This window comes from Micropruina sonneratiae (assembly GCF_025972045.1).
GTDB lineage: Bacteria > Actinomycetota > Actinomycetes > Propionibacteriales > Propionibacteriaceae > Micropruina > Micropruina sonneratiae.
This window is the reverse complement of record NZ_JAPDHX010000005.1, coordinates 105,845-132,294: the sequence shown is the minus strand read 5'-3', so window position 1 is coordinate 132,294 and position 26,450 is coordinate 105,845. Positions and strand designations below refer to the sequence as shown.

Here is a 26,450-nt window from a genome sequence, read left to right as displayed (position 1 = left end):
GGCGCGGCTTGGTGGCGGGCAGTGGTCTGGACCACGTGTCGAGGGCTGCAGCGGGGGCTCGGGGGGTGCCGGCGTGGTCAGGGGCACCCGGCGTGCTGTGCTAAAGTTCTTCGGGTCGCCTTCGGGCGGTACGCGCGAGTGGCGGAATGGCAGACGCGCACGGTTCAGGTCCGTGTGTCCGAAAGGACGTGGAGGTTCAACTCCTCTCTCGCGCACGTAAGACAAGGCTCGACGGCCGGGTGAACACCTAGTCGTAGGGCCTTTCGTCATGTTCGGGGTCGATCGCGGCGGCGCTCGGGCCACGGTGGTCGCCCGGCCTACCCGGTGCTCTGCCTGCTGGTCCTGGTCGGCGGCAAGACCTACCCGCCGAAGACAGAGTGAGGCTGGACATTGAACTCAATGTCTGGGCTCACACTGCGTAGTGCGGGCGGGGGCGGCCTGCAGGTGCGGCCGGGTCCGACGAACCATCTCCGCCTTCCGGTTCAGAACGCCAGCTCGGCCAGGAACGGCAGGATCGGCACCAGCAGCCCGGTGCTCATCCAGAACATGCCGGCGTTCATCGCGAAGTCGGCCAGGTTCGCCAGCCGGAACGACCCGCTGCCCTGCGGGCGCACCTCGTGGCAGTTGTACGCCAAGGCCGCGGGCGGGGGCTGGGCGGTGAGCGCCACGCCGTCGGGTGTGACCAGCTGGCGGGCCTCGACCGCGGGGTGGCTCGTCCCGCAGGCGCAGTCGGGGCCGCAGGTGCAGGCAGGCCCGCAGGCGCACGGCGCAGCCACCACCAGCGGAGGACGGCTCACCTGCCACAGCGCGTACAGCGACGAGGCCAGCAAATAGGCCATGAACGGCAGACCGACCAGGGCGAACAGCCACAACGTTCCACCGGGACGGCTCTGCGCCGCCATCCAGGACGCCATGTCCATGCCACCGCCCATGCCGCCGTGCCCACTCATCCCCGACATCGCGGACGACATGGTCGCCATCGCCGCCAGGTGCCACGTCATCGCCCCGAACATGGCCGCGTGTCCCAACCCGTGCCATCCGCCCGACCGGTCGCCGCCGGTGAACGCGCGGGCGGCGAGCCAGCAGAACCACGCCGTCGCCGCGCCGAAGCCGATGGCCAGCCAGGTGTCGTCCACGACCGCGACCAGCAGCCGCCAGGTCGGCCCGGCCACCATCAGCAGCATCACCACCGCCATCACCAGGTGCAGCACGTTCGAGATGCGTTGCCGGAGGTTCTGTGGCCGGGTCAGCTCGTAGCAGCACCACACGGTGCACCAGGCGAACAGCACCAGCAGCCCGAGGAACTTCACCGGGGTGTCGACGAAGGTGAACATCAGCCGCTTTCTCGAGTCGTCTGCCGGCAGACTAACCGCCGCGGCCGGCGGCCGCGACGCCGGGTCAGCCGCCCGGGCGGAACCGCCGCAACCGCATCGAGTTGCCCACCACGAACACGCTGGACAGCGACATCGCCAGCCCGGCGATCAGCGGGTTCAGCAGCCCGGCCGCGGCCAACGGGATCGCCGCCACGTTGTAGCCGAACGCCCACACCAGGTTGCCGCGGATCGTGCCCAGGGTGCGCCGGCTGAGCTGGATCGCGTCGGGCACCGCGTCCAGGCTGCGACGCACGAGGATGATATCGGCCGACTTCAGCGCCACGTCGGTGCCGTTGACCACGGCCAGGCCCAGGTTCGCGGTCGCCAGCGCCGCGGCGTCGTTGATGCCGTCGCCCACCATGGCGACCCGCCGGCCCTGGGCCTGCAGCGCCTCGATCGCCTCGGCCTTCGCCGCCGGCAGCACCCCGGCGATCACCTCGTCGACGCCCACCTGCTCGCCGACCCGGTCGGCCACGGCCTGCCGGTCGCCGCTGAGCAGCACGGTGCGCAACCCCAGCCGGCGCAGCCGCTGGACGGCGCCGCCGGCCGAGGCCTTGAGCGTGTCGGCCAGTTCCAGCCGGCCACGCACGACGCCGTCGACCGCGACCAGGACGGCGCCGAGGCCCTGCTGGGCGGCCGCCTCGACGGCCGTGACGGCGTCCGGCGGCACCTCGCCGAGCCGCTCGCGGAGCAGTTCGGGGGTGCCGATCAGCACCCGATGGGTGCGGCCGTCGTCGGTGACGGTGCCCTCGACCCCGCCGCCGGGCAGCGCCCGGACGTCGTCGGGACGGGGCCGCGCCAGTCCCCGCTCGTCGGCCGCGGCCACCACCGCAGCAGCGACCGGGTGTTCGGAGTCGGTCTCGACCGCTGCGGCCAGACGCAGCAGCCGGTCGGGCGCCTCCCCGTCGACGCCGACAGCCTCCACGAGCCTCAGCCGGCCTGTGGTGAGCGTGCCCGTCTTGTCCAGCACGACGGTGTCGATGCGGCCGGACGCCTCCAGCGCGTCCGGTCCCTTGATCAGGATGCCGAGCTGGCCGCCGCGTCCCACCCCGACCAGCAGCGCGGTCGGGGTGGCCAGGCCGAGCGCGCACGGGCAGGCGATGATCAGCACCGACATGGCCGCGCCGAACGCGTGCCGGAAGCCGCCGCCGGCCACCAGCCAGCCGGTCAGGGTGGCCGCGGCGATCACCAGCACGGCCGGCACGAACACCGCCACCGCCTTGTCGACCAGCGTCTGCACGGACGCCTTGCGGGCCTGCGCCTGCTCGGCGAGCACGGCGAGTTGCGCGAGCTGGGTGTGCGCACCGATCCGTTGCGCCTCGACCACCAGAGCGCCGGTGGTGTTGGTGGTGCCGGCCAGCACCCTGCTGCCGGCGGTCACCTCGACCGGTTCTGCCTCGCCGGTCATGGCCGCGCTGTCGATCGCGGACGCCCCGGCCACGACGACGCCGTCGGTGGCGATCCGCTCACCGGGCCGCACCACGAAGCGGTCGCCCTTGGCGAGCTCACCGACCGGCAGCTCGGTTTCGACGCCGTCGCGCAGCACCCGCACGGTGCTGGGGGCGAGGCGTCCGATCGCGTCGAGCACGCCGCGGGCGGAACGTTTCGAGCGGGCCTCGACGTACCGTCCGGCCAGCAGGAAGGTCGTGACGGCCGCCGCCGCCTCGAGGTAGAGACTGTCCGCGCCACCCGGCGCGGTGCCGTAGCCCAGCCAGAACGACGGCTCGCCAGGCACGCTCAACACCGTGGCGATTACCGACCAGGTGAACGAGGCCAGCACCCCCAGCGAGACCAGCGTGTCCATGCTGGTGGTGCCGTGTCGCAGGTTGCGCCATGCCGCCTTGTGGAACGGCCACGCGCACCACAGCACCACCGGTAGCGCACCGACGATCAGCACCCACTCCCAGCCGGGGAAGCGCAGCTGCGGCGCCAGCGCCAGCACCAGCGCGGCGTCCCCGAGCGGGACGGTGATCAGCGCCGCCACGATCAACCGGTTGCGCAGCATCCGGACCCGGTCGGCGCGTCCGTCGGGCTGGTCGTCGGCGTCCGGGCGCACCTCGCTGGCGTCGTAGCCGGCCGCGCGGACCGTCTCGATCAGCTCGCCGGCCCGTTGCGGTGGCCAGCCCAGCACGATGGCGCGCTCGGTGGCGTAGTTGACGGTGGCACGCGCGCCGTCCAGCTTGTTCAGTTTGCGTTCGATCCGGTTGGCGCAGGCGGCGCAGGTCATGCCGGCGACGTCGAGCTCGACCCGTTCGCCGAGCGCGTCCGGCTGGCCGGCCGACTGGGCCGGCGGCCTGGTCTCAGTCGACATCGCGCCACCTGTGGGGCGAGGCGTCCCGGGCCGCCAGTTCGGCCAGCATGTCGTTGTAGGCGGAGAGTTCGTCGTCGCCCTCGACCTCGGCCCGCCGGTCCGCGGCGGCGGCGGCCCGGCTGTCCGACCGGAACCACTGCGCGGCCAGCATCACCACCGCGATGAACGCGGGCACCTCGCCGGTGAACCAGGTGATCTGCCCGGCGATGTTCTGGTCGGCGAGCAGGTCGGGCACCCACGGCATCGCCAGCGTGCCGTAGAACTGCTCACCGATCACCCCGGCGCTCATCATGATGCCGACGGCGAACATGGCGTGGAACGGCATCACGCTGATCAGCAGCGCGAACCGGAGCACGTACGGCAGCCGGCCGCCGTGTTCGGCGGGCGACAGCAGCATGTTGAAGAACGCGAAGCCTGTGCCCATGAAGTACAGCAACATCGCCTGATGGCCCCAGTGGTACCGCATCAGCCACGGGAAGAGCGGGCTGAAGTACACCAGGAACAGCGAGAACACGTACAACGCCCAGACCGCCGGGGCGCTGGTCAGCACCCGCACCAGCGGGGCGCTCGCGAGGTCGTCGAGCAGGTGGGCCGGCCCGGCCAGTTCGTCGGCGGCGCGCGGCCGGGACGCCGCCCGCAGCAACGCGATCGGTGCGCCCAACACGCACAGCAGCGGGATGAGCATGTTGATCGTCATGTGCACGAGCATGTGCCAGCTGAACGCCGCCGTGCTGTACTCCCACAGGCCGCTGACGGCCAGGTAGCCGGTGAGCCCCAGACCGGCGACGACGAAGGCGATCCGGCCGACCGGCCAGCGGGTGCCGAGCCGGCGGGCCCGCAGGACGCCGATCGCGTACAGCGCCAGCCCGGTCACCACGATCGTCACCCACAGGAGATTGGGGCGGCCCAGGCCGGCAACCCGTGCCGCCGTTGGCGGATCGATCACCTCGTAGCCGAGGTAGTTGATCTGGATCGACTGCGGCACCGAGAACCGCGGGGGCGGCAGGTGCTCGGCGGCGTTCAGGCTGGTGACGGCGACGATCAGCAGCGCCACGTCGAGCAGCACGGTCACCAGCCGCAGCCGGACCGGGCGGACGACGGCCCGCACGACCGCCGACACAACCAGCGCCGCGAGGCTGCCGACGCCGATCAGCACGGGAAGCCCGAAGGCGACGTCGAATGGGGAGGTCCCCGCCAGCTGCTGCCAGGCGACCACCAGGTAGCCGACGACCAGCACGGCCAGCAGGCCGCCGGTCCGCCGGTAGCGGGCCAGCCCGGCGTCCGGTTCGACGCCGGCCAGCGTGGCCGCGAGGACGCCGATCGCGGCCGAGCCGACCAGCGCGCCGGCGATGCTCGCCAGGCTCATCGCGTCGGTCGCCCAGTCGTGGTCGAGGCCGACCGACACGTTGCCGGTCACGGCCACGAACACGGTGGCCCCGGCGCCGGCCAGCCAGGCGGCGGCCGCCGCACCGCGACCACCGCCGCGGTAGGCGACCACCAGGGTCAGCAGGGCGGACGCCGCGGAGGCCAGCCAGGCCAACGCGGTCGGGGTGCTCGCGACGAAGGTCCACCAGGCCGCCGGGCCGAACGCCAGCCCGATCGGCACTCCGGCCACGAAGGTGGGGCTGGCGAAGGTCATCAGCACGGCCGCGACCAGCCACCACTGGCCCGCCCGGACCGTCCAGCGCATCAGGGCCGCGCCGGCGTCCACCGGGGCGTCGCCGCGGGGCATGAAGGCGACGAAGGCCGCCAGCAGGCCGAGCGCGGCGGCGCTCGCGAGGCGTCCGACCAGGCCGCCGACCAGCGAGGCGACGCCGGTGGCCAGGTCGGCGGTGGGGCGCCCGGGCAACGCCGGCAGACCGGCCAGAACGGCCGTGTAGGCGGCGGTCTGGGCGAGGGCCAACGCGAGGCACAGCGCGACGGTCGCCACCCACGCACGGGTGGGCGGCGCGTAGCGGGCCGGCCGCGTTTGGAGGTCGCTGATCATGACGCTTGTCAGCCTAGGCCCTGCCCGCGGGCCGGGCAGGGCCGTCCGCCCCGGACCGTCAGCGCAGCAGGGCCAGGTCGCGACGGATGTAGCGCAGGTGGGCCCACTCCTCTTCGAGGATGACGCGGAGGCAGTCGCCGACCGTGGGCCGCCAGTCGTCGCCGCCGCCGCCCCACGGGTTGCGCCGTTCTTCGGCGAGCTGGTCGGGGGTGACGGTGGCCAGGAAGTCGGTCACGAGTTGCTGCCGCTGCGCCCGGACGGCCAGCACCTCGTCGTAGCCAGGATCGTCGACGCGGAAGATCGACATGTCGAACCCCATCCGGTCGGCACCGGTGAAGATCAGGCCGATCTCGTGCAACGGCTGCTCGATGCCCAGGATGCCCCCGCGCAGCCAGGCGTCGGTGGCGAGGATGAGGTGCCGCAGCGTCTGCGCCAGCGACCACTCGTCGGGGACGTGGGCGGCGACCAGCTCTCGGGGCGTGTCGTCGACGGTGACCTGCCAGGCGGCCTGCACCGCCACCCAGCCCTCGCGCAGGCCCTCGGGCGTCTGCGCCTTCTGCAGCTCGCGCCCCGGGAACAGCCGGTTCAGTTCGGCGTCGACCAGCGGGACGACGTCGACCCCGTTGACGAACAGGCTGCCGAAGAACAGGTCGTGGCTGTCGATGTCGAGGCCGCCGACGTCGACGCTGCGCATCGTCACGCCGCTGACGTCGGAGAAGCGCATCGTGGCGCCCTGGAAACTGACGCGTTCGAAGGTTGCTCCTTCGAACTCCTTCGTGCCCGAATAGGTGGTCATCGCCCCATCATCGACGCCGGGTCCGACAGTTTGTGCTCAGACCCTGGCCCACACCTCGTCGACCGCGGCGGCCAACTCGGCGCGCACCTGATCGGGGTCGAGGCCGTCCGGCGGCAACACGTCGGCGGCGGATGCCGCCCACAGCGGTTCGGGCGCACCGGCCGTGCGCACCGATTCCACCAGGGTGAACGTGCCGGGGTCGGTGAAGCCGAGCGACGCGGTGCCGTCGGCGGACGCCGCCCGCCACAGCTGCGCGGGCGTCCAGCCGTCGCGGGTGCCGGTGGCCAGCCGTTCGTTCATGGCCAGGCCGCGGGCCTCGGCGAAGCCGTCGATGACGGTGTTGGAGTCCGACCCGAGGGTGATCCGCGCGCCGGCCTCGCGCAGCGCGACGCTGGGGCCGATGCCGTCGGCGAGCTCTGCCTCGGTCGTGGGGCAGAAGCAGACGAACGCCCCCGCGGCGCCGAGGGTGGCGATGTCGTCGCCGGTCAGGTGGGTGGCGTGCACGGCGGTCGTGCGTGGCGTCCACACCCCCGCGTCGGCGAGCAGCGCGACCGGGGTGCGGCCGGTGGCCGCCAGGCACGCCTCGTTCTCGGCGGGCTGCTCGGAGACGTGCACGTGCAGCGGCGCCCGCGGCAGGGCCGACGCCACCGTGGCCAGCGAGTCGGGGTCGACGGCCCGCACCGAATGGATCGCAGCCCCGACCACCACGCCGGCATCGCCCGCGTAGCGGGCAGCGAGGTCGTGCAGCCGGGCCGCCCAGACCTCGGCGTCGGGGTCGAAGAAGCGCTGCTGCACCGGCGACGGCTGCTCGCCGGCCAGTCCGGTCCGCAGGTAGCAGGCGTCCAGCAGGCAGATCCGCAGCCCCACCGACCTGGCCGCCTCGATCGCGGCGGAGCCGAGCGCGTTGCCGTCGTCGTAGCCCACGCCGCCCGGGGCGTGGTGCAGATAGTGGAACTCCCCGACGCTGGTATAGCCGGCCAGCCGCATCTCGGCGAACGTGGCCCGGGCGAGCCGGAACCACAGCTCGGGGTCGAGCACGCCGGCCACCGCGTACATGCCGTCGCGCCAGCCCCAGAAGGTGCTGCCGCCGGCGAGACGGCCACGCAAGGCTCGGTGGAACAGGTGCGAGTGGCAGTTCGCGAACCCGGGATGCGTGCTCACGCCAACTCCTCGACGACCCGCACCAGGGCGTCCACCCCGGCGGTGCAGTCCGCCTCGTCGGCGAACTCCTCGGGTGCGTGCGAGATGCCGGTCGGGTTGCGGACGAACAGCATCGCGGTCGGCACGTGCGCCGACAGGATGCCGGCGTCGTGACCCGCGCCGGTGGGCAGCACCGGGGCCTCCAGCAGCCCTGCGAGCCGGTCGCGCAGGACCTCGTCGAAGGCCACCGCGGCGGTGACCGACTCTGAGGTGAACACCACGCCGGTGCCGTGCCGTGCTGCCGCCTGCTCGGCTTCGGTGAGGATCGCCGCCACCAGTGAGTCGAGGGCGGGTTCGCTGTCGGCGCGAGCGTCCAGCCATGCCCGGACCGCCGACGGAATGGCGTTGGTGCTGCCGGGCAGCACCTGGACGCGCCCGAACGTCGCGCGTTGACCCGTCCGTTCGGCGAGGCTCGCGGCGGCCAGCACCGTCGCGGCGTAGCCGAGCATCGGGTCGCGCCGGTCGCCCATCGCCGTGGTGCCGGCGTGGTTGCCCTGGCCGGTGAAGTCGAACCGGTACCTGCCGTGCGGCCAGATCGCCGAGGCCACCCCGACCGCGGCGGACCCGTCGGCGAGCCAACGGCCCTGTTCGACGTGCAGTTCGACGAAGGCGCCGATGTCGCGCAGCCACTCGGCTGGACCGGCCGCCTCGGGGGCGCGCCCGTGCCGGCGCATCGCCTCGGCCAGGCTGGTGCCGTCGTCGTCGAGCAACGCCAGCGCCTTCTCGGCGGTGATCGCACCGGTCGCCAACCGCGAGCCCAGGCAGGCCAGCCCGAACCGGGCCCCCTCCTCGTCGGTGAAGTTCGCCACCACGATCGGACGCCGCGGCGCGAACCCCTTGGCGTGCAGGTCGTCGATCGCCGCGAACGCGCTGACGATGCCGAGCGGGCCGTCGTAGGCGCCGCCACCACGCACCGAATCCAGGTGCGACCCGAGCAGCAGGGCGTCCGAACCCGACCCCCACCAGGCGAGTTGATTGCCGTTGCCGTCCTCGACGACCTCCAGGCCCCTGACCTGCGCCTCACCCGCGAACCACTCCCGCAGCTGCGCCACCTCGGGCGTCCAGGGCATTCGGTGATAGCCGTCGTCCGTGTCGCGCCCGACGTGCGCGATGTCCTCGAGCAACTGGTTGGCGGTGGGCATGAGGCTCCTTTCGCGGGGTGCTTCCAGCAAACGGTGCTCGTCGCGCGGCCACCACCGCCGGATCTGACGGGTCTGGCATCCGAGACCCTGCGGCTGGGTCCCTGCGGGTGTGTTGGAGACGGGCCGCGGGTCGCAGACTGGAGTGGTGAACACCACGCAACAGAAGGTCGCCTTCCTGGTCGCCGCCGAGGGCATCGAGTCCGCCGAGCTCGTCGACCCGTGGCAGGCCGTCGCCGACGCCGGCTATCAACCAGTGCTGATCTCTCCCAACGACGGCACGGTGCAGCTGTTCGAGCACCTCGACAAGGCCGACACCCGGCCGGTGGACGTCGTTGTGGCCGACGCCAGCGTCGGCGACTACGCGGCCCTGGTACTGCCCGGCGGGGTGGCGAACCCCGACGCGCTGCGCACCGACGACGACGCCGTCTCCTTCGTTCGCGACTTCGTGGGCTCGGGCAAGCCGGTGGCGGCGATCTGCCACGCGCCGTGGACGCTCGTCGAGGCTGAGGTGCTGCGGGGCAAGAAGCTGACCTCGTGGCCCAGCCTGCGTACCGACATCCGTAACGCGGGCGGCGACTGGGTCGATCAGGAGGTCGTGGTCGACGGCAACCTGATCACCAGCCGTAACCCCGACGACCTACCCGCCTTCAACGCCGCCCTGGTCAAGGCGCTCGGCTGAGGCGGTTCCTGGGTCTATTGGCCCAGGAACGCCCGCAACGTCCGGGCGTTGCGCACCGCGTTGCCGTCGCCGTCGTTGTTGAAGTAGGCGTAGACGTCACGGCCCTGGCTGCGCCACTCGCCTATCCTGTCCGCCCACCAGTGCAGGTCGGCGTGGGAGTACGAACCGCCGTACAGCCAGTCGTGGTCGGGCCCGTGCAGTCGCACGTAGGCGAACGGCGCGGTCGCGCGCAGCACGCACGGCAGGTGCGCTCCCGACATCACCACGTAGGCCGCCCCCTGCCGCTCGAGCAGGGCGAACACGTCCTCGTGGAGCCACGAGTCGTGCCTGAACTCGACCGCCACCGGAACCCACCACGGCAGCCGACTGAGGAAGTAGTCGAGGCGGTCGTCGTCGCGCGCCATGCCCGGCGGCAGCTGCACCAGCAGGACGCCGCGCTTGTCGAACAGCGCGTGCCAGTCGCGTTGGATCCACTGCACCCACTGGTCGGGGTGCAGCAGCCGCTTGCTGTGGGTGAGACCACGCGGCGCCTTGACCGTGAGCCGGAAGCCCTCTGGCAGCCGGCGTTGCCACGAGGCGAAGGTGGCGGTCTTCGGCCAGCGATAGAAGGACGCGTTCAACTCGACGGTGCGGAACTCGGCGGTGTAGCGCGCCAACCGGTCGCGCGACGGTGTGCCGGGCGAATAGAGGACGCCGTCCCAATGGTCGTAACTCCACCCCGAGGTGCCGATCCAGGCAGTCACCCGTCTCAGGCTGGCACGACGGCCGGCTGGGGCCGGACGTAGTCGGAGGCGAAACCGTGCCGCATGCCCCACGAGACGGCCTGCGAGCGCCGAAGAACACCGATCTTGCGGTACGCGGAGCGGATGTAGCTCTTCACCGAGTTGGGGCTGAGGAACATGCTCTGTGCGATCTCGGCGTTGGACAGGCCCTCGGTTATCAGCGCGATCACCTCGCTCTCGCGGTAGGACAGCCCCTCCTCGCGGCCGGGCCAGTTGCCGCCGGTCGGGTTCGTCGCCTTGGGTGCCGGGCTGATCACCGCCCGCCCGGCGTGGATCTGCTCGATCGCGTCGACCAGTTCGCGCGCGGTCAGGCTCTTCGACAGGTACCCCGACGCCCCGTCGCCGATGGTCCGTTCGACCAGGGCCCGCTGGAAGTTCCACGTGTAGACCACGACGCGGTCGACCATGGGGTCGCTCAACAACCGCTGCAACGTGGGGGCGTCGACCGAATGCCGCCCGAAACTGTCGTAGAGGGCGATGTCGACCGGGTGCCGGAAGCCTCCGCCGGGGGTCGGCTTCACCACCTCCACCCGGTCGGCGTAGTTGGCGAACATGTGCAGGAGACCGGCGACGACAACCTCGTAGTCATCGATCAGTGCGATTCGGATGGGGTTTCTGTTCAGCACCTGCACAGTGTGCCACGCACCACCTAAAAGGTTGAGTGCATTCGCAACAAAGGATGAAGGGTCACACCCCGGAACACTGTCGTGGCACCGGAGCCGTCGAGGACTGTACATACCCACTCCCGGCCCATTCACACCGGGCACTACTCTCCGTCCATGTCCGTGCGCTTCGGGTGGTGGGATCGGCTCCATCCGGCCGATATCCGGGCGCGGGTCACGGAGATCAACAACGGGATCATCGCCGTTGCGGGAAGGGGTCTCGGCCTGGCCGGGGCACCTGGCGGCGCAGGAGAAGCGGCTGCTCGAACTGACCCCGCAGGGGGAGATCGCCGAGCTGGCCGAGTGATTCGTCGCCAAGGGGGTCAGCGCCGAGACGGCCAAAAGGGTGGCCGACGAGCTCTCCGCCGCGGACGCCCTGTCGGCCCAGCTCGAACTCGAGCACGGAATCCGTGAGGTGGCCACCCACCGGGCCGCCAGGACCGAAGCGTTGCTGTCCGGGGGCGGCTTCCTGATGGGCTCGCTGCTGCCGGTGCTGGCCGCCTACCTGGCCCCGCTGCAGCGGCACCCCGACCGGTCGCGGCGAGCAGGTCCCGGCCGAAGATCGTCAGGCTCTCCGCGACGTAGGCCTCGAGCAGATCGTCCGGCACACCCAGCTGCCGGGCCTGCAGGGTGGCGAACCAGCGTCGCCGGGCCAGCGTCGGGCCCCACAGCCAGCCGCTCACGCCGCCCCCGTGCAGCAGCACCGTCGGACCCGAACCGGTCACCGTCACGTGCATCGGCGACTCCCGCCGCTCACGGCTGCCTCTCCAGGAAGGCCGTCACCTCGGTGCGATCGATTCCGGCGAACTCTCCGGCCGGCAGGCTCGCCAGCAGCGCCGAATGCACCCGGGAGCTGGGCCAGGCGTCCCGCCAGCGTTGGGCCAGCTCGGCGGACGGCTCGGTGCAGCAGGCGGGATCGGGGCAGCGGGATGCCGAGCGGTGCGGGGTGTCGCGGCCGCGGAACCAGCGCACGTGTTCGTAGGGAGTGCCGACCGAGACCGAGTGGGCATCCCCGTCGACGTGCTCGGCCAGGGCGGTGCACCAGAACGTGCCCGAGGGGGTGTCGGTGTACTGCTGGTACGGCTCCGTCCAGTCGGGTTGGTCGAAGACCGCCCGCGCAGTCCAGTACCGGCACACCCGTTGCCCCTCGATCGCCCCGGTGGCGTCGCTGGGGAACGCGACCCCGTCGTTGGCGTACGCCTTCTGGATCACCCCGGAGGCGTTGATCTTCATGAAGTGCACCGGAATGTCCAGATGCACCGTGGCCAGGTTGGTGAACCGGTGCGCGGCCATCTCGTACGAGGTCAGGTACCGGTCGCGCAGGTCGGCGATCTCCAGGTCGCGGGCCCTGCGGGCCTCCTGCAGCAGCGGCACCGCCCAGCGCTGCGGCACCAGCACGGCCGCGGCGAAGTAGTTCACCTCGACCCGCTGCGCCAGGAACTCGGCGTAGTCGCCGGGCGGCCGGTGTTCGAGCACGACGTGTCCCAGCGCCGACAGCGCGACGGTGCGCAGGGTGGCCGCCTCGGCGCTGGGCAGGAACACCCGGCGCCGGGTGCGGTCGATGATCGAGCGGGTCGAGCGCGGCAGGTCGGGCGCCGACTGCAGGGTGAAGCCGAGCCGGGCGGCGATCGCCCGGACGTTGTGCCAGGTCAGCGGGCCGCCGTCGTGGTCGATGCCGGTCAGCAGGTCGTCGGCCAGCGACTCGATCGCCGGGAAGTGGTTGTCGGCGGCCAGCATCCGTCGGCGCAGGCCGGCGTTGGCGCGGCGGGCGTACTCGGGCGTCCCGTCCCGCTCGATGCTCAGGCTGCGCACCTGCCCGTGCAGCGCCACCAGCGACTCCAGGGCGTCCATCGGCAGCCGCGGTCCGGTCCGCACGGGCTGGACGCCGAGCGCCGCGAACGCCGGCGACTGCTGGGCTCGTTCGAGCTGCAGCTCCAGGGCGGCACGCCGGCTCGGCGGCGCGTCGTCCAGCAGGTCGGCCAGCGTGCAGCCCAGGACGTCGGCGATGCCGGCCAGGACCGACACCTTCGCCTCCCGGCGGCCGGTCTCGATCAGCGACAGGGCGGACGCCGACACCCCGACCCGCGCGCCCAGAGTGTCCAGGGTGAGTCCGGCCGCCTTGCGGCGGTGCCGGACGCGCTTGCCGACGGCCAGCGGATCGGGTCCCGCGGCGGGTCCCCGACGCTGCGGGGGTTCCGTCCGGGCGATCAACCGGGTGATCGGCGGGGCGTCAAGTTCCTTTGAACTTGACGCTGCGCGGGCAGCTTTCGTGGGCATGCACCGATTGCACGCGGTTCGTGCAGATCCGGTCAAGGGGTGGCCGCCATCAAGAATCAGCGATCTTGACGATTCCGGATGGGTTCCGCCGGCGTGCTCTCGCTGCACAGTTGTCGTCACCACCCGGTCCCGACGAAGGAGTTCCGATGACCACGACCGCGAACCCGGCCACCGCCGAGCACACCGCCACCCCCGAGCAGCAGCTGCTGCGCGACTGGGCCACCAACCCGCGCTGGGCCGGCATCGCCCGGTCGTACACCGCGGCCGACGTGGTGCGGCTGCGCGGCTCGCTGGTCGAGGAGCACACCCTGGCCAGGCATGGGGCCGCCCGGCTGTGGCACCTGCTGCAGCACCGGCCGTTCGTCCGCTCGCTTGGCGCGCTGACCGGCAACCAGGCCGTGCAGCAGGTCAAGGCGGGGCTGGAGGCGATCTACCTGTCGGGCTGGCAGGTCGCGGCCGATGCGAACCTCTCGGGCCACACCTACCCCGACCAGAGCCTGTACCCGGCCAACTCGGTGCCGACGGTGGTGCGGCGGCTGAACAACGCCATGCTGCGCGCCGACCAGATCGCCTGGGCCGAAGGGGAGCGCGACGGCGAGCCGGGCGCCCGGATCGCTCCGATCGTCGCCGACGCCGAAGCCGGTTTCGGCGGCCCGCTGAACGCGTTCGAGCTGATGAAGCAGATGATCGCGGCCGGTGCGGCCGGCGTCCACTGGGAGGACCAGCTGAGCTCGGAGAAGAAGTGCGGCCACCTGGGCGGCAAGGTGCTGATCCCGACCGCGCAGCACGTCCGCACCCTCAACGCCGCCCGGCTGGCCGCCGACGTGCTCGGCACCGAGACGATCGTGATCGCCCGCACCGACGCCCTGGCCGCCGACCTGCTCACCTCGGACGTCGACCCGACGGACCGGCAGTTCTGCATCGGCGAACGCACCACCGAGGGCTTCTTCCGGGTGCGCACCGGCATCGAGCCGGTGCTGGCGCGGGCCAAGGCCTACGCCCCCTACGCCGACCTGATCTGGGTCGAGACCGGGACGCCCGACCTCGGCCTGGCCAGGGAGTTCGCGACCGAATTGCACCGCGAGTTCCCCGGCAAGATGCTGGCCTACAACTGCTCGCCGTCGTTCAACTGGTCCGCGGCCCTGGACGAGCGCCAGATCGCCGAGTTCCAGGACAGCCTGGGCGAACTCGGCTACCGCTTCCAGTTCATCACCCTGGCCGGCTTCCACGCCCTGAACCACTCGATGTTCACCCTGGCCCGCGGCTACGCCGAGCGTGGCATGCCCGCCTACGTCGCCCTGCAGCAGGCCGAGTTCGCCGACGAGCGGCACGGCTACACCGCGACCCGGCACCAAGCCGAGGTGGGCACCGGCTACTTCGACAAGGTGGCCACCGCGCTCAACCCGAACAGCGCCACCACCGCCCTGGCCGGCTCGACCGAGGCCGAACAGTTCCACCCCTGACCCACCCGCACCGACTCATCGAGGAGACCCGATCATGACCACCGACACCGTCAGCAGCCAGCCCCCGACGACGCCGCCGGCACCCCCGGCGACGGCCCGGCCCCGCTCCGAGCCGGCGGCCGCCGGCTACCCGACGTCGCCGATCTCACCCCGCCGGCTGAGCAGCCGGCTGCAGGTCGCGGGGGCGTCCGGCGCCCGCTACGACGAGATCCTGACCACCGAGGCGCTGGAGTTCGTCTGCGGACTGCACCAGCAGTTCGCCGGACGCCGCGCCGAGCTGCTGCAGCAGCGCAAGGACGCCCGCCGGTACGGCCAGAACTTCGACTTTCCGACCGAGACCGCCGGGATACGCGACGAAACGACCTGGCGGGTGGCGCCGCCGGCGCCCGGCCTGGAGGACCGGCGCTGCGAGATCACCGGCCCGCCGACCAGGCGGATGACGATCAACGCGCTGAACTCGGGTGCCCGGGTGTGGATGGCGGATTTCGAGGACGCCACCGCGCCGACCTGGGCGAACGTCGTCGAAGGACAGCTGAACCTGTTCGACGCGATCCGTCGGCAGATCGACTTCAGCACGCCCGACGGCAAGAGCTATGCGCTGAACGAGACGACGGCGACGATCATGGTCCGGCCACGCGGCTGGCATCTGACCGAGAAGCACCTGCTGTTGGACGGCCAGGGCATCCCCGGCGCGTTCGTCGACTTCGGCCTGTACTTCTTCCACAACGCCGCGGAGTTGATCGCCCGCGGCCGCGGGCCGTACTTCTACCTGCCCAAGCTGCAGTCCCGTTTCGAGGCGCGGCTGTGGCACGACGTGTTCGCCTGGGCCGAGGCGCGGTTGGGCATCGCGCCCGGCACCATCCGCGCCACCTGCCTGCTGGAGACGTTCCCGGCGGCCTTCGAGATGACCGAGATCCTGTACGAGCTGCGTGAGTACAGCGCCGGGCTGAACGCCGGCCGGTGGGACTACATCTTCTCGTTCATCAAGAACCACGCCCAGGACGCCTCGATGGTGCTGCCCAACCGCGACCGGGTCACGATGACCGTTCCGTTCATGCGGGCCTACACCGAGTTGCTGGTGAAGACCTGCCACGAGCGCGGCGCGCACGCGATCGGCGGCATGGCCGCCTTCGTGCCCAGCGGGGCCGATCCGGAGGCCACCGCAACGGCCCTCGACAAGACCCGCTCCGACAAGGCACGAGAGGCCGCCGACGGGTTCGACGGCTCCTGGGTCGCGCATCCCGGGCTGGTCGCGACCTGCACCGCGGTGTTCGACGATGCGCTGGCCGGACGGCCCAACCAGCTCGACCGGCAGCGTCCCGATGTCGCGGTCACCGCCGAGCAGCTGGCCGACCTCAGCGGTGTCGAGCGCATCGTCACCCTGTCCGGCGTCCGGACAAACCTGCGGGTGCCGCTGGCCTACCTGGCCGCGTGGGTCGGTGGGCAGGGCGCGGTGGCGATCGAGGGCCTGATGGAGGACGCCGCCACGGTCGAGATCTCCCGAATGCAGCTGTGGCAGTGGATCCGGCACCGGGTGACCACTCCCGGCGGGGTCACGATCACCGCCGAACTGGTCGCCTCGATGCTCGAGGAGGAGGTGGAGCGGCTCCTCGACCAGACGCCCGCCGAGCAGCACCGGCAGGTCACGGCGGCCCGGGGGATCCTCGAACAGGGCTGCCTGGCGGCGGAGTTCCCGTCGTTCGTGACGCTGTACGGCTATACCCACCACCTGGTGGGGCGGGTCACTCCGACTCGCTGAACTCCTGGGCGAGGCGGCCGAGCCGTTCGGATAACTCCAACGGGTCGGCCCCTCGGCCGGCCGCCACGCCGACCAGGAAGGCGGTCAGCGGTGCGGCGGGGCGGGCGGCGCCGTGCGCCACCTTCGCCGTGAGCCGCAACAGTGGCTGCTCGAGGGTGTCGATCAACGCGGGTTCGATGCCCGCAGCCTCGGACGCCGCGGCCAGCCAGTCGCGCATCCGCTGCATCAGTTCCGGGTCGTGCGCCGGCATCGGAGCCTCCTGTCGTCGGCGTCCGGTTCAGTCTGCCAGCCCCCGGGTGGCGCGGCTCAGGCCGACACCGACTCCACGGCGCCGGCCAGCGCCTCACGTGGGCCGCGGGCCAGGAGCAGCGCGGCCGCCCGTGCGGTCTCGGCGATCAGCCGCTCCGCCTCCGGCAGCTCCGCCAGGACGGTCACCGGCCTGCCCGGCCGGCTGCGGCGTCCGTACGGCCCCGGGTGGGCACTGGTCGGCGACGCCGGCTCGTGGAAGGACCCGATCACCGCGCGGGGGGAACGCGTCGGCGTGATCGCCCGGCGTCATCGTGCGGTCGTCGCTGTACCTTGGCAGCCGCATGGTGGTCGGCGGCGCGGAAGGGGACATGGTGCCGGGGGAGTTGTTCCTGCTGCGGCACGGGGAGAGCACTGCCAACGCCGCCGGCCTGTTCACCGGCTCGCTGGACGTCGGGCTCACCCCGCTGGGGCAGCGGCAGTCGCGGCGGGCCGCGGCGCTGATCAACGACGCCGGGCACCGGGTGGACCTGCTGCTGACCTCACCGATGACCCGTGCCCGGGCCACCGCCGATCTCGCGGCGGAGGCGCTGGCCGGGCAGCCCCCCGTCGAGATCGATTGCCGGTTGGCCGAGCGCAGCTACGGCGCCCTCACCGGGCGTACCAAGGCCGCGGTGCTGGCCGAGTACGGCACCGAGGCGTTCGTGCACTGGCGGCGGTCGCTGGAGGGCACCCCGCCGCCGCTGACTGCCGCCGCGCTGAGCCGGCTGCGCGCGCAGCCGGCCTTCGCCGGCTGCCCGGCCGAGGCGGTCGCGGCCACCGAATCGTTGGCCGATGTGATGCGGCGGGTGAGGCCGGTCGCCGAGCGGATCGCCTCGACCCTGCTGGCGGGCCGTTCGCTGCTGGTGGTCGGGCACGGCAACTCGCTGCGCGCCCTGATCGGGGTCGCCGAGGGGCTGGACGCGGCCGCCCTGCACGCCCTGAACCTGCCGCCGGGCGAACCGCTGCGCTACGCGGTGGATGACGCCGGCCGCCCGGTGCCGGCCACGGCGTCCTATCTGGATCCGTGGACGGCATTGCCGGCCGCGCGGCGGGTGGCGCGCGAGGGCGGCACCTGAGCGGCGTCCGGCAGGGACACGCCCGATCTGCCGCTGGGACACCGGGGCGGGAGGTCGCCGGGGTGCGGGGATGCCTGCGTCCTACGCGTGACCCAGTTCCGGAGGCCCGGTGAGCAGCCCCCCCCGTGACGGACGCCCGCTGGCGTCTGCGTCCGATGCCTGCCCGCGACCCGCCGGAGTCCCACCGCGCGGCTACCAGCCTCGAGTTGTTCTTCGACCTGGTTCGCCACCTCGTTCGACACCGACGACTGGCTGTACCGGGTGCTGACGATCGTCCAGATGGCTGGCGTGCTCGCGCTGGCGGCCGGCATCGCCGTCGTCCAGGTGTTGTGGCTGGTGATGCTGCTGCTGCAGCCGGCGGTGCAGAACTGGGTGCTGTCGGTGCTGATCCTGGCCGAGATCGCGGTGCCCGTCGCCGCCGAGAGGCGGGGCTACACGCCGTGGCACCCCCACCTTCACCGTGACGGTGCCGATCGCGGTGTTCGTGCTGGGCATCTGGTGGGTCGCCATCCGCGACCATGCGGACGCCGTGGTGAACACGGTGCTGCCGGTGGGCGCGCTCCCGCTCATCCCGGTGCCGATCACGCTGACCGCGGTGATCATGATCGCGATCGTCGCCGTACTGGTGGTCAGGCCGCCGGTGGACGGCCGGCATCCGGGCTAGTCCCGAGGGCCCAGCACCTCCGCGATCGTGTCGACCACCTTGCCGGCGTAGGTCCTGCCGTCGGGCAGGGTCGATTCGTAGTCGAAGTAGTGCTGTTTCACGTTGTGGTTGTACGGGCCCAGGTCGATGAAGGTGATCTTGTCGTCGCGCAGGGCCTCGTTCCACGGCGAGGCCTTCGAGATGGGCCAGCGGCCCGCGAACAGCACTTGGCCGGAGGCCTGCAGGAAGTCCTTCGAGCCGTACAGGTGCCACAGGTGTTCGGTGCGGGCCAGGGCGATGTCGTCGGACAGCATGCCGCCCAGCGACAGCAGTGAACAGCGCAGCCCCATCGCGTGCAGATACCAGATCGCGCCGAGGGCGATCTGGCCGCCGCCGCTCCAGCCGAGCAGCACCACCTCGTCGGGACTGCCGGGGGCGTGCCCGTGCCGGACCAGGGAACGGTGGATCTCCTTCGCCATCCCCATGTTGTAGGTGGGTCCGTAGCGGCGGTCGGCGCAGACGAACAGCTGCATCAGGTTGCGGATGTTGATCAGCGTCGCCAACAGCGTGTTGGGGTTCTTCAGCCGGGCCTGCTCGAGTTGCCGCCACAGCCATCCGAGCAGCCGCTCGCCGGTCAGCGAGCGGTTGTCGACGGCGTAGGGGAACACGTCGTCGATGACCCGGTAGCCGGACAGCCGGTCGCGCAGGTCGGCGATGAACGGCACCTCCTCCTGCGGGACGTCCTGGGCGCCGATGGCGCCGATGCCCGACAGGTAGACGACGAACTTGCGCGGCCCCCCGTCGTCGGGCCGGGAGGCCGCCAGCTCGAGCGAGCTGGGCGCCGGGCCGAGCTCGACCTCCTCGATACCGCGCGTCGCCCACCAGTGCAGCGACTCCAAGGGTGCGAGCAGCATGCCGGCCACCGCGAAGGCCCCGATCAGCACCAGCAGGTCGGCCAGGATCACGCGTGCACCTCCTCGGTGATCAGCGGGCGACCGTTCAGCACGTCGGCGCCGGACACCCAGAAGGGGCGTCCCGCCACCCGTTCGAACAGTGCCGAGAGGCCCGTCGAGATCCACGGTGCGGCCAGCGTCGACAGCAGCTGCATCACCAGCCAGGACGCCGCCACGAGCCCCAGCGCGGGCCAGCGACCGACGTCGAAGGTGCCGGCCGTGACGGCCCACAGCACCACCGCGCTCCACGCGGACAGGAAGCGGCTGATCGCCGTGCCCAGGTAGGGCATCAGGGCCAGGAATCCCCAGATCTGCGGAGCCATCGAGACCAGCACCCCGCTGAGCACGGTGACGTAGCTGACGTGCGTCGCACTGAACCAGTTGCCCAGCGCCCACAACGCCACGGACTCCACCACGTGCAGCAACACCAGCCAGATGCCGCTGAACAGCAGCCCGACGCCGAACTTCCACCCCGCCATCCGGTTCACCAGCAGCACCACGGCCTGCCCGCACATGATCGAGATGCCCGCGAGCAGTGCGACCCCGACCGCCAGTCCGATGGCGTGCGGCTGGTCCCGCACCCAGGCCAGCGCCACCGGGTCGAGCCGGTAGGCGCGTCCGACCAGTTCGAACAGCCCGGCGAAGTATCGGCCGATCTGGTCCACGGCGGCAGACTAGTCGCCCAGACCGGTGCCCACCTTGCGGGCCGCGGTGATCCACTCGTGGTCGGCGGGCACGAGTTTCACCTTGCCCGCCACCTCCTTGAGCGGGACGGGCTGGGTGCCATCGCCACGGGCCGCCACCATCACCCCGAACTCGCCGTCGGCGACCAGGTCGGCCGCCGCGGTGCCCAGCCGGGTGGCCAGCAGCCGGTCCGCCGCCGACGGCGTTCCGCCGCGCTGCACGTAGCCGAGGATCGTCACCCGGGCCTCCAGGCCGGTGGCAGCCTCGAGCTCCTTGGCCAGCTTGAACGTGTGCTCGCGCTGGGCGTTCTCGACGTTGGCCAGGTGGGTGCGGGCGGCGCGCTGCGCCTCGGGCGTCTTGGCGTTTCTCACCAGCAACTGCGCCGCCTCGTAGTCGGCGGTGTCGCCCACGTCGCGGGCACCCTCGGCGACGGCGACCACCGAGAAGGTGGAGCCGCGCCTGGTGCGTTCCTTGATCGTGTCGGCGACGCTCTCGACCGTGTAGGGGATCTCCGGCAGCAGGATGATGTCGGCGCCGCCGGCGATCCCTGCGCCCAGCGTCAGCCAGCCGGCCCGGTGCCCCATGATCTCGGTGAGGATGATCCGGTGATGGCTGTGCGCCGTCGAATGCAGCCGGTCGATCGCCTCGGTGGCGATCTCCAGCGCCGTCGCGAAACCGAAGGTGGTGTCGGTCAGGGCGATGTCGTTGTCGATGGTCTTGGGCAGGTGGATGACGTTCAGACCGGCCTCGACCAGGCGGTTCGCGTTCTTGGCGGTGCCGCCGCCGCCGAGCATGATCAGCGCGTCGAGCTTGTCCTTCTCGTAGTTCTGCACCACGGTCGGCACCATGTCGACCGGACCGTCGGCGGTGGGGAACTTGTGCACCTTGTCGCGCGACGTGCCCAGGATCGTGCCGCCGACGGTGAGGATGCCGGACAGCGCCTTGCCGTCGAGCGTCGCGTAGCGGTTCTCGACCAGGCCCGTGACGCCGTCGCGGAACCCGATCAGTTCCATGCCGTACTCCCCGATCGCCGACTTGCCGAAGCCGCGGATGGTGGCGTTCAGGGCGGGGCTGTCACCGCCGGCGGTGAGGATGCCCACTCGTTTCGTGCTGCTCATCGCTGTCCTCCTGCATCGGTTACGGACCCGGGACGTAGTCTGCCGCGAATCGGTTACCGCTGGGTGACATCACCGCTGGTCAGGTGCTTGACAGGTGATCCAGGCCGATGTCGAGGACGCGGGCGCTGTGGGTCAGCCAGCCGACGCTGATCAGGTCGACACCGGCCTCGGCGATCGGCACGGCGGTCTCCGGCGTGATCCGCCCGGACGCCTCGGTGACCATCGCACCGTCGACCATCGTCACCGCCTCGCGCAGCTGCGCCGGGGTGAAGTTGTCCAGGAGCACCACATCGGCACCGACCTCGAGCAGTTCGGCCAGCATCGACAGCGAGTCGACCTCGACCTCGACCTTCACCAGGTGGCCGATGTGCGCCCGGGCCGCCTCGACGGCCTGCCGGACGCCGCCGGCGACGGCGATGTGGTTGTCCTTGATCAGCACCGCGTCGTCCAACCCGAAGCGGTGGTTCGATCCGCCGCCGCAGGTCACGGCGTACTTCTGCAGCGCCCGCAGGCCCGGAATGGTCTTGCGGGTGTCGGCCACCTTCGCGCCGGTGTGGGCGATCACGTCGGCGATGGCGGCGGTGCTGGTGGCCACCCCCGACAGGTGCCCCAGGAGGTTCAGCGCCACCCGCTCGCCGGTCAGCAGCCCGCGGGCCGGCCCGGACGCCGTGGCGATCACGCTGCCGGGCGCGACCCGCGAGCCGTCCGGCAGGTGCACCTCGACGGCGATTGTCGGGTCGACCAGCTCCCAGGCCAGGAGTGCGGCCGGCAGGCCGGCGACGACCCCGGCGTCCCGGGAGACGAGCTGCACGGTGGCGGTCGCGCCGGCGGGGACGATGCTGTCGGTGGTCAGGTCGCCGGCTCGGCCCAGGTCTTCCAGCAGGGCCGTGCGGACGACCGGCTCGAGCACGATGCGGGGCAGGCTCCTCATGCGGGCACCCCCGCCGGTGTGGCGGACGCCCGCTCGAGGCTGGCCTGCGACAGCAGGGTGTGCGCAGGTGCGGTGTCGGTGCCCGGGAAGTCGGTGCGGGTGTGGCCGCCCCGCGACTCGGTGCGTTGCAGGGCGGCCAGCGCGATCAGGTAGCCGACCAGCGCGGCGTCGTCCCGCGCCGTGGGCGTCGTCGCCTCGCCGCCCGCCACGGCCAGGTCGCCGAGCGCGGCCAGGGTGCGGCGCAGCCCCTCACCGTCACGCAGCACGCCGACGCCCTCGCTGACCGTGTCGCGGATCCACCGCAGCCCGTCGCCTCGCCGGTCGGGCGCGACCGGTCCGGCAGGCCGGTCGATCGGGCCGGGGCGCCGGGGTGTGGGTCCGGCGGGCCGGCCGACGGCCAGCGTCCGGGCCACCCGGCGTCCGCACACCACCGCCTCCAGCAGCGAGTTGGACGCCAGCCGGTTCGCTCCGTGCAGGCCGGTGGACGCCACCTCGCCGGCGGCGAACAGGCCCGAGACCGTCGAGCGGCCGTCGGCGTCCACCAGCACCCCACCCATGTGGTAGTGCGCGGCGGGGCGCACCGGCAGCAGGTCCCTGGCCGGGTCTAGCCCGGCCGCCCGCGCCGTGGCCGCGATCGACGGGAACAGCTCGGCGAACGTGGCGCCGGGGGCACGCCGGGCGTCGAGGAAGACCCGGTGGCCGGCCCGCAACCGCGCCCATGCGGCGCGCGAGACCACGTCGCGTGCCGCCAGCGGGTCGGCCAACACCCGTTCGCCGCGTTCGTCGACCAGGATCGCGCCCTCGCCACGAACCGCTTCGCTGACCAGCGGCATCGGGTCGAGCGCCACGTCGAGGGCGGTGGGGTGGAACTGCACCAACTCCAGGTCGCGCAGCACCGCCCCGGCCCGGAAGGCCAGCGCCAGTCCCTGCCCGCGGGAGCCCAGCGGGTTGGTGGTGTGGCTGAACAAGCCTCCGACGCCGCCGGTGGCCAGCACGACCGCCGGCGTGCGCAGCAGCACCGCGCCTGCCGGGGTGTCAGCCTCGACGCCGGTCACCCGGCCGTCCTCTACTACGATGCGGGTGGCCCGAGCGTGCTCCCACAGGGTGATCGACCTCAGTGTGCGGGCCCTCTCGACCACGGCGCGCAGCAGTTCCGCGCCCGTGCCGTCGCCGCCCGCGTGGACGATCCGGCGCCGTTGGTGGGCGCCCTCCAGGCCGAGCTTCACCGAGCCGTCTGGGTGCCGGTCCCAGCGCACGCCCTGGCCGGCGAGCCAGTCGACGGCGTGCGGGGCGGCGGCGGTGATCGCCGCGACGGTGGCCTCGTCGCACAACCCGGCCCCGGCGGCCATCGTGTCGGCCGCATGCAGGGCCGGTGAGTCGTCCGCGCCGACCGCGGCGGCGAGCCCGCCCTGGGCCCAGCCGGTCGAGGTGCCCGCGCTGATCGCCCCGGCCGACAGCACGAGGCAGTGCGCGGGGGCGAACTCGATGGCGCAACTCAGCCCTGCCAGTCCGGCGCCGACGATGACCGGGCCGCCGGCGTCCAGTTCGCGGCGGGTCATCGCGCACCCACCGCGAGCATCGCCTCGACCGCGGCGCGGGCCCGGTCGGCGACGTCGGCGTCGATGGTGACCTCGTGGGTCATCGTCTCCAGTGCGCGCCGGATCTTCGCCAGCGTGTTGCGCTTCATGTGCGGGCACAGGTTGCAGGGCCGGACGAAGTCGAGTTCGGGGAACTCCTGGGCGATGTTGTCGCTCATCGAGCATTCGGTGATCAGCGCCAGCCGCTTGGGCCGGTGGGTGCCGACGAAGGTCAGCATCTGCGCGGTCGACCCGGAGAAGTCCGCCTCGTCGACGACCTCTGGCGGGCACTCGGGGTGGGCCAGCACGACCACGCCGTCGGGGTGGTCGGCGCGCACCTGCCGGATGTCGGCGGCGGCGAACCGTTCGTGCACCTCGCAGGCGCCCGGGTGGGTAATGACCTTCACCCCCGTCTGCCGGGCGATGTTCGCGGCGAGGTACTGGTCGGGGATCATGATCACCTCGGGCACCCCCAGGCTCTCGATGACCTGCACGGCGTTGCCCGACGTGCAGCAGATGTCGCTCTCGGCCTTCACCGCCGCCGAGGTGTTCACGTAGGTGACGACCGGGACGCCGGGGTGCAGCTGGCGCAGGTCGCGCACGTCGGCGGCCGTGATCGACTCGGCCAGCGAGCAGCCGGCGCGCAGGTCGGGGATCAGTACCGTCTTGGCCGGGTTGAGCAGCTTGGTGGTCTCGGCCATGAAGTGGACGCCGGCGAGCACGATCACGTCCGCCTCGACCGCGGTGGCCTCACGGGCCAGGGCGAGCGAGTCGCCGACGATGTCGGAGACGCCGTGGAAGATCTCGGGCGTCATGTAGTTGTGCGCCAGGATCACGGCGTTGCGCTGCCGCTTGAGCTCGAGGATCGCATTCACGTCGTCGGTCATGGTCGCCCACTCGACGGCGGGTACGACGTGATCGACCCTGCGGTACAGGTCGTCGACGGTGATCAGGGTGGTGCTCATGGGAGGCTCCTCCTCGGTTCGACACTCTTATGCTACAGCTGAGCAAAAGCCGCGACAAATCGACGTCCGAGGTGGGTCGCGCTGGTGCTGCTGATGATTCCGGGCGTGCAGGCGGTGCTGGCCCTGCTCGACCTGGGCCGGCTGATTACCGCTCACCTGGTCGCCCGGCGCTGGGAGCGGATGCTGGCCGACCCCGAGCGTGCCGTCGAGGTGCCGCCGTTGGGTGGCCACCTGATCGACCGGACCGGCACCGGCGTCGGCTGGGCGGTGCTGCGGCTGTTCGGCTGGCTGGCCGCCACCGCGGTGTTCGGGCTGCTCGGCTACGCCTCCTGGGCCGGCTGGATCTCGCTCGACGAGCCGGGCGAGACCTGGTTCGCCCTGGCCACCACGATGCTGCTGATGATCGGCACGCTGATCGCCTCGTGGCGTCAGGTGCTGGCCGCCCGCCCGGCCGCGGTGGTCGAGACGCTGTCCTCGTCCGGGCCGGCCGAGACCGGCGTCCGGGTGCGGGGGGCGCTGGCCACGACCGTGCCGACGCTCGACGTGCGCTTCGCCGGCGCCCTGCGCCCCGGATCCGCAGCCGCCCAACCGGCCGGGGCGTCCGGTCGGGTGCCGCGATTGCTGTACCTGCGGCTGTTCGACAACTTGGCCGGCACGGACGCCTTCGTCCGGCGCTGGCGGCGGGTGGCGTTGGTGCACTTCCTGCGCAGCGCCGACCAGGTCAGTGCCGACGAGCTGGCAACCTGGAGCCGGGAGGTCGGAGACCTGGCGGCCTTCATCGATAACGACGCCGAGCTCGACGAGGTGCTGCACGTTCCCTCACCGGCGGCCGGCTCGGAGGGGGTTCGACGACGTCCGACGCCCGGTAGCGGACGCTGCCGGCCCAATTGTCCCGATCGAGGCTCATGACCGGCCGGCCCTCCCTGACTCCCGTTGTCGGGCCACGGGCGCGACGGTGCGACGCATGATGCAGCGGAACCTACCGATATCGGGGCCCCGGGTGAAGCCCGCGCCGGCGAACATGCCCACCGAGCCGCTGAACAGGAAGGACGCCGACATCTTCCTCTCGCCGACGTCCACCCGCGGGTAACCCTCGACCGTGCCGCCGCCGCCCGCCGCGATCAGGTCGAGGGCGCCCTGCAGGGCAAGCGTCGCCACCCCGCGGCGGCGATGGTTGCGGTCGACGAAGAAACACGGCAGCCGGTACCGGGTGGGCTCGATGCCGCTCCTCGTACTCCTTGCGGTGGTAGATCCGCGGCAGTTCCTCGGGCGTGCCGTACTCGCACCAGCCGACCGCCGCGTCGCCATCCATCACCAGGGCATGGTGCGTGCGCCCCTGGACGACCAGCCGATGCTTGGCCACCAACGCCTCGGACGCCGGCCAGGTGGCCTCGGACAGCGCCTCGACCCGGTGCTCGCTCATGGCAGGTCGGTACCCCGGGCCCGGACGCCACGGTTGCGTGATTGCGAGCCACGAGCGAAGCACGGGGACCCGTCGCCGACCGACTCAATTCCCTTGACCTCTACGCGCTCAGGAATCTGGTGGTCGATCTGGCACCAACTCGTCGTCGACCAAGTCTCCCAACTGGCGGTCTGCCATTAGTAGTTCAAGCTGAATTACTTGACCCTGAACAGACGTTGTGAGGATGCCTATCACGTTTCCATTCATTTCGATGGGGACGTCGCGCACGTCGGGCGGCGAAGGAAACCTCGGCCCGAACTTGATGACCGCAGCATTAGCTTCCTCGTCCACCTGGATCTCTACACGGCGAGTCAACGAACGC

At 71.9% G+C, this 26,450-nt stretch carries 24 protein-coding genes, 1 tRNA gene and 2 pseudogenes; 9 read left to right on the top strand and 18 right to left on the bottom strand.

Going from position 1 to position 26,450, the window contains the following annotated elements:
- The first annotated feature begins 132 nt into the window (after positions 1-132).
- Positions 133-215, top strand: a tRNA-Leu gene (locus OIE40_RS13600).
- A gap of 267 nt (positions 216-482) precedes the next feature.
- On the opposite strand, the gene OIE40_RS13595 is transcribed toward OIE40_RS13600, so the two are convergent.
- From OIE40_RS13595 to OIE40_RS13570, 6 genes are all read right to left on the bottom strand, one after another.
- On the bottom strand, positions 483-1,334 hold the full coding sequence (locus OIE40_RS13595; RefSeq protein WP_264703075.1) for a DUF5134 domain-containing protein: 852 nt from the start codon (positions 1,332-1,334) through the stop codon (positions 483-485).
- A gap of 64 nt (positions 1,335-1,398) precedes the next feature.
- On the bottom strand, positions 1,399-3,684 hold the full coding sequence (locus OIE40_RS13590) for a heavy metal translocating P-type ATPase (protein WP_264703073.1): 2,286 nt from the start codon (positions 3,682-3,684) through the stop codon (positions 1,399-1,401).
- Positions 3,674-5,671 (bottom strand): cytochrome c oxidase assembly protein, encoded by a 1,998-nt coding sequence (locus OIE40_RS13585; protein WP_264703072.1) that lies wholly within the window; start codon positions 5,669-5,671, stop codon positions 3,674-3,676. The genes OIE40_RS13590 and OIE40_RS13585 overlap by 11 nt, the downstream gene beginning before the upstream one ends.
- Before the next feature lie 58 nt (positions 5,672-5,729).
- Positions 5,730-6,467 (bottom strand): DinB family protein, encoded by a 738-nt coding sequence (locus tag OIE40_RS13580; RefSeq protein WP_264703070.1) that lies wholly within the window; start codon positions 6,465-6,467, stop codon positions 5,730-5,732.
- 36 nt (positions 6,468-6,503) lie between these two features.
- Positions 6,504-7,628, bottom strand: coding sequence for a formimidoylglutamate deiminase (locus tag OIE40_RS13575; RefSeq protein WP_264703068.1), 1,125 nt, complete (start codon positions 7,626-7,628; stop codon positions 6,504-6,506).
- Positions 7,625-8,809, bottom strand: a complete 1,185-nt coding sequence (locus OIE40_RS13570; RefSeq protein ID WP_264703066.1) for an allantoate amidohydrolase — start codon at positions 8,807-8,809, stop codon at positions 7,625-7,627. The genes OIE40_RS13575 and OIE40_RS13570 overlap by 4 nt, the downstream gene beginning before the upstream one ends.
- Positions 8,810-8,954: 145 nt before the next feature.
- Here OIE40_RS13570 and OIE40_RS13565 point away from each other — a divergent pair, with 145 nt between their 5' ends.
- A complete protein-coding gene (locus OIE40_RS13565; protein ID WP_264703065.1) occupies positions 8,955-9,488 on the top strand; it encodes a type 1 glutamine amidotransferase domain-containing protein in 534 nt (177 codons plus the stop codon).
- Between the two features lie 14 nt (positions 9,489-9,502).
- Here OIE40_RS13565 and OIE40_RS13560 read toward each other — a convergent pair whose 3' ends face one another.
- Both OIE40_RS13560 and OIE40_RS13555 read right to left on the bottom strand, forming a co-directional pair.
- Positions 9,503-10,231 carry a DUF72 domain-containing protein gene (locus tag OIE40_RS13560; protein WP_264703064.1) on the bottom strand — a complete coding sequence of 243 codons (729 nt, stop codon included), beginning with the start codon at positions 10,229-10,231 and terminating at the stop codon, positions 9,503-9,505.
- A 5-nt stretch (positions 10,232-10,236) separates the two neighbouring features.
- A complete protein-coding gene (locus OIE40_RS13555; protein WP_264703063.1) occupies positions 10,237-10,896 on the bottom strand; it encodes a helix-turn-helix transcriptional regulator in 660 nt (219 codons plus the stop codon).
- Between the two features lie 358 nt (positions 10,897-11,254).
- Here OIE40_RS13555 and OIE40_RS17065 point away from each other — a divergent pair.
- A pseudogene (locus tag OIE40_RS17065) lies at positions 11,255-11,434 on the top strand (hypothetical protein); the annotation flags it as partial.
- 251 nt (positions 11,435-11,685) lie between these two features.
- On the opposite strand, the gene OIE40_RS13550 reads toward OIE40_RS17065, so the two are convergent.
- On the bottom strand, positions 11,686-13,143 hold the full coding sequence (locus tag OIE40_RS13550) for a helix-turn-helix domain-containing protein (RefSeq protein ID WP_264703062.1): 1,458 nt from the start codon (positions 13,141-13,143) through the stop codon (positions 11,686-11,688).
- 212 nt (positions 13,144-13,355) lie between these two features.
- Between OIE40_RS13550 and aceA the strand changes: the two genes are divergently transcribed.
- Positions 13,356-14,672: an isocitrate lyase gene (gene aceA / locus OIE40_RS13545; RefSeq protein WP_264703060.1), complete on the top strand. Its 1,317-nt coding sequence runs from the start codon at positions 13,356-13,358 to the stop codon at positions 14,670-14,672.
- A gap of 34 nt (positions 14,673-14,706) precedes the next feature.
- A complete protein-coding gene (gene aceB / locus OIE40_RS13540) occupies positions 14,707-16,431 on the top strand; it encodes a malate synthase A (protein WP_264703058.1) in 1,725 nt (574 codons plus the stop codon).
- Here aceB and OIE40_RS13535 read toward each other — a convergent pair.
- Positions 16,415-16,681 (bottom strand): DUF6457 domain-containing protein, encoded by a 267-nt coding sequence (locus tag OIE40_RS13535; protein ID WP_264703056.1) that lies wholly within the window; start codon positions 16,679-16,681, stop codon positions 16,415-16,417. The two genes, aceB and OIE40_RS13535, sit on opposite strands and share 17 nt — an antisense overlap.
- A 56-nt stretch (positions 16,682-16,737) precedes the next feature.
- Complete coding sequence (locus tag OIE40_RS13530; RefSeq protein WP_264703054.1) at positions 16,738-16,950, bottom strand: hypothetical protein; 213 nt, start codon at positions 16,948-16,950, stop codon at positions 16,738-16,740.
- Positions 16,951-17,021: 71 nt separating this feature from the next.
- On the opposite strand from OIE40_RS13530, the gene OIE40_RS13525 reads away from it, so the two are divergent.
- The 3 genes and pseudogenes from OIE40_RS13525 to OIE40_RS13520 all read left to right on the top strand — a co-directional run bounded on the left by OIE40_RS13525 (position 17,022) and on the right by OIE40_RS13520 (position 18,459).
- Positions 17,022-17,795 carry a 2,3-bisphosphoglycerate-dependent phosphoglycerate mutase gene (locus tag OIE40_RS13525; protein WP_264703052.1) on the top strand — a complete coding sequence of 258 codons (774 nt, stop codon included), beginning with the start codon at positions 17,022-17,024 and terminating at the stop codon, positions 17,793-17,795.
- A gap of 159 nt (positions 17,796-17,954) precedes the next feature.
- Positions 17,955-18,095, top strand: a pseudogene (locus OIE40_RS17060) (hypothetical protein); the annotation flags it as partial.
- Between the two features lie 160 nt (positions 18,096-18,255).
- Positions 18,256-18,459, top strand: coding sequence for a hypothetical protein (locus OIE40_RS13520; protein ID WP_264703050.1), 204 nt, complete (start codon positions 18,256-18,258; stop codon positions 18,457-18,459).
- Here the strand turns inward: OIE40_RS13520 and OIE40_RS13515 are convergent.
- From OIE40_RS13515 to nadA, 6 genes are all read right to left on the bottom strand, one after another.
- Entirely contained in the window at positions 18,456-19,403 is a 948-nt protein-coding gene (locus tag OIE40_RS13515; RefSeq protein WP_264703048.1) for a hypothetical protein, read from the bottom strand. The two genes, OIE40_RS13520 and OIE40_RS13515, sit on opposite strands and share 4 nt — an antisense overlap.
- Positions 19,400-20,056, bottom strand: a complete 657-nt coding sequence (locus tag OIE40_RS13510; RefSeq protein WP_264703046.1) for a hypothetical protein — start codon at positions 20,054-20,056, stop codon at positions 19,400-19,402. Before OIE40_RS13510 ends, OIE40_RS13515 begins: the two co-directional genes overlap by 4 nt.
- A gap of 9 nt (positions 20,057-20,065) precedes the next feature.
- Positions 20,066-21,193, bottom strand: coding sequence for a 6-phosphofructokinase (locus tag OIE40_RS13505; RefSeq protein WP_264703044.1), 1,128 nt, complete (start codon positions 21,191-21,193; stop codon positions 20,066-20,068).
- A gap of 79 nt (positions 21,194-21,272) precedes the next feature.
- Positions 21,273-22,124: a carboxylating nicotinate-nucleotide diphosphorylase gene (nadC, locus tag OIE40_RS13500; protein WP_264703042.1), complete on the bottom strand. Its 852-nt coding sequence runs from the start codon at positions 22,122-22,124 to the stop codon at positions 21,273-21,275.
- Positions 22,121-23,683 (bottom strand): L-aspartate oxidase, encoded by a 1,563-nt coding sequence (locus OIE40_RS13495; protein WP_264703040.1) that lies wholly within the window; start codon positions 23,681-23,683, stop codon positions 22,121-22,123. Before OIE40_RS13495 ends, nadC begins: the two co-directional genes overlap by 4 nt.
- Positions 23,680-24,666, bottom strand: coding sequence for a quinolinate synthase NadA (gene nadA, locus OIE40_RS13490; protein WP_264703039.1), 987 nt, complete (start codon positions 24,664-24,666; stop codon positions 23,680-23,682). The genes OIE40_RS13495 and nadA overlap by 4 nt, the downstream gene beginning before the upstream one ends.
- A gap of 84 nt (positions 24,667-24,750) precedes the next feature.
- On the opposite strand from nadA, the gene OIE40_RS13485 reads away from it, so the two are divergent.
- A complete protein-coding gene (locus tag OIE40_RS13485) occupies positions 24,751-25,575 on the top strand; it encodes a hypothetical protein (protein ID WP_264703037.1) in 825 nt (274 codons plus the stop codon).
- Here OIE40_RS13485 and OIE40_RS13480 read toward each other — a convergent pair.
- Entirely contained in the window at positions 25,570-25,824 is a 255-nt protein-coding gene (locus OIE40_RS13480; protein WP_264703036.1) for a hypothetical protein, read from the bottom strand. The two genes, OIE40_RS13485 and OIE40_RS13480, sit on opposite strands and share 6 nt — an antisense overlap.
- Positions 25,825-26,450: the final 626 nt, after the last annotated feature.

What these genes read in the sequence shown, in the direction of transcription:
- aceB (WP_264703058.1), top strand. Translation starts at nt 14,707, where the DNA reads ATGACCACCGACACCGTCAGCAGCCAGCCCCCGACGACGCCGCCGGCA.
- nadC (WP_264703042.1), bottom strand. Translation starts at nt 22,124, where the DNA reads ATGAGGAGCCTGCCCCGCATCGTGCTCGAGCCGGTCGTCCGCACGGCC.
- OIE40_RS13535 (WP_264703056.1), bottom strand. Translation starts at nt 16,681, where the DNA reads ATGCCGGCGCACGACCCGGAACTGATGCAGCGGATGCGCGACTGGCTG.
- OIE40_RS13525 (WP_264703052.1), top strand. Translation starts at nt 17,022, where the DNA reads ATGGTGGTCGGCGGCGCGGAAGGGGACATGGTGCCGGGGGAGTTGTTC.
- OIE40_RS13570 (WP_264703066.1), bottom strand. Translation starts at nt 8,809, where the DNA reads ATGCCCACCGCCAACCAGTTGCTCGAGGACATCGCGCACGTCGGGCGC.
- OIE40_RS13505 (WP_264703044.1), bottom strand. Translation starts at nt 21,193, where the DNA reads ATGAGCAGCACGAAACGAGTGGGCATCCTCACCGCCGGCGGTGACAGC.
- OIE40_RS13495 (WP_264703040.1), bottom strand. Translation starts at nt 23,683, where the DNA reads ATGACCCGCCGCGAACTGGACGCCGGCGGCCCGGTCATCGTCGGCGCC.
- nadA (WP_264703039.1), bottom strand. Translation starts at nt 24,666, where the DNA reads ATGAGCACCACCCTGATCACCGTCGACGACCTGTACCGCAGGGTCGAT.
- aceA (WP_264703060.1), top strand. Translation starts at nt 13,356, where the DNA reads ATGACCACGACCGCGAACCCGGCCACCGCCGAGCACACCGCCACCCCC.
- OIE40_RS13595 (WP_264703075.1), bottom strand. Translation starts at nt 1,334, where the DNA reads ATGTTCACCTTCGTCGACACCCCGGTGAAGTTCCTCGGGCTGCTGGTG.
- OIE40_RS13590 (WP_264703073.1), bottom strand. Translation starts at nt 3,684, where the DNA reads ATGTCGACTGAGACCAGGCCGCCGGCCCAGTCGGCCGGCCAGCCGGAC.
- OIE40_RS13580 (WP_264703070.1), bottom strand. Translation starts at nt 6,467, where the DNA reads ATGACCACCTATTCGGGCACGAAGGAGTTCGAAGGAGCAACCTTCGAA.
- OIE40_RS13585 (WP_264703072.1), bottom strand. Translation starts at nt 5,671, where the DNA reads ATGATCAGCGACCTCCAAACGCGGCCGGCCCGCTACGCGCCGCCCACC.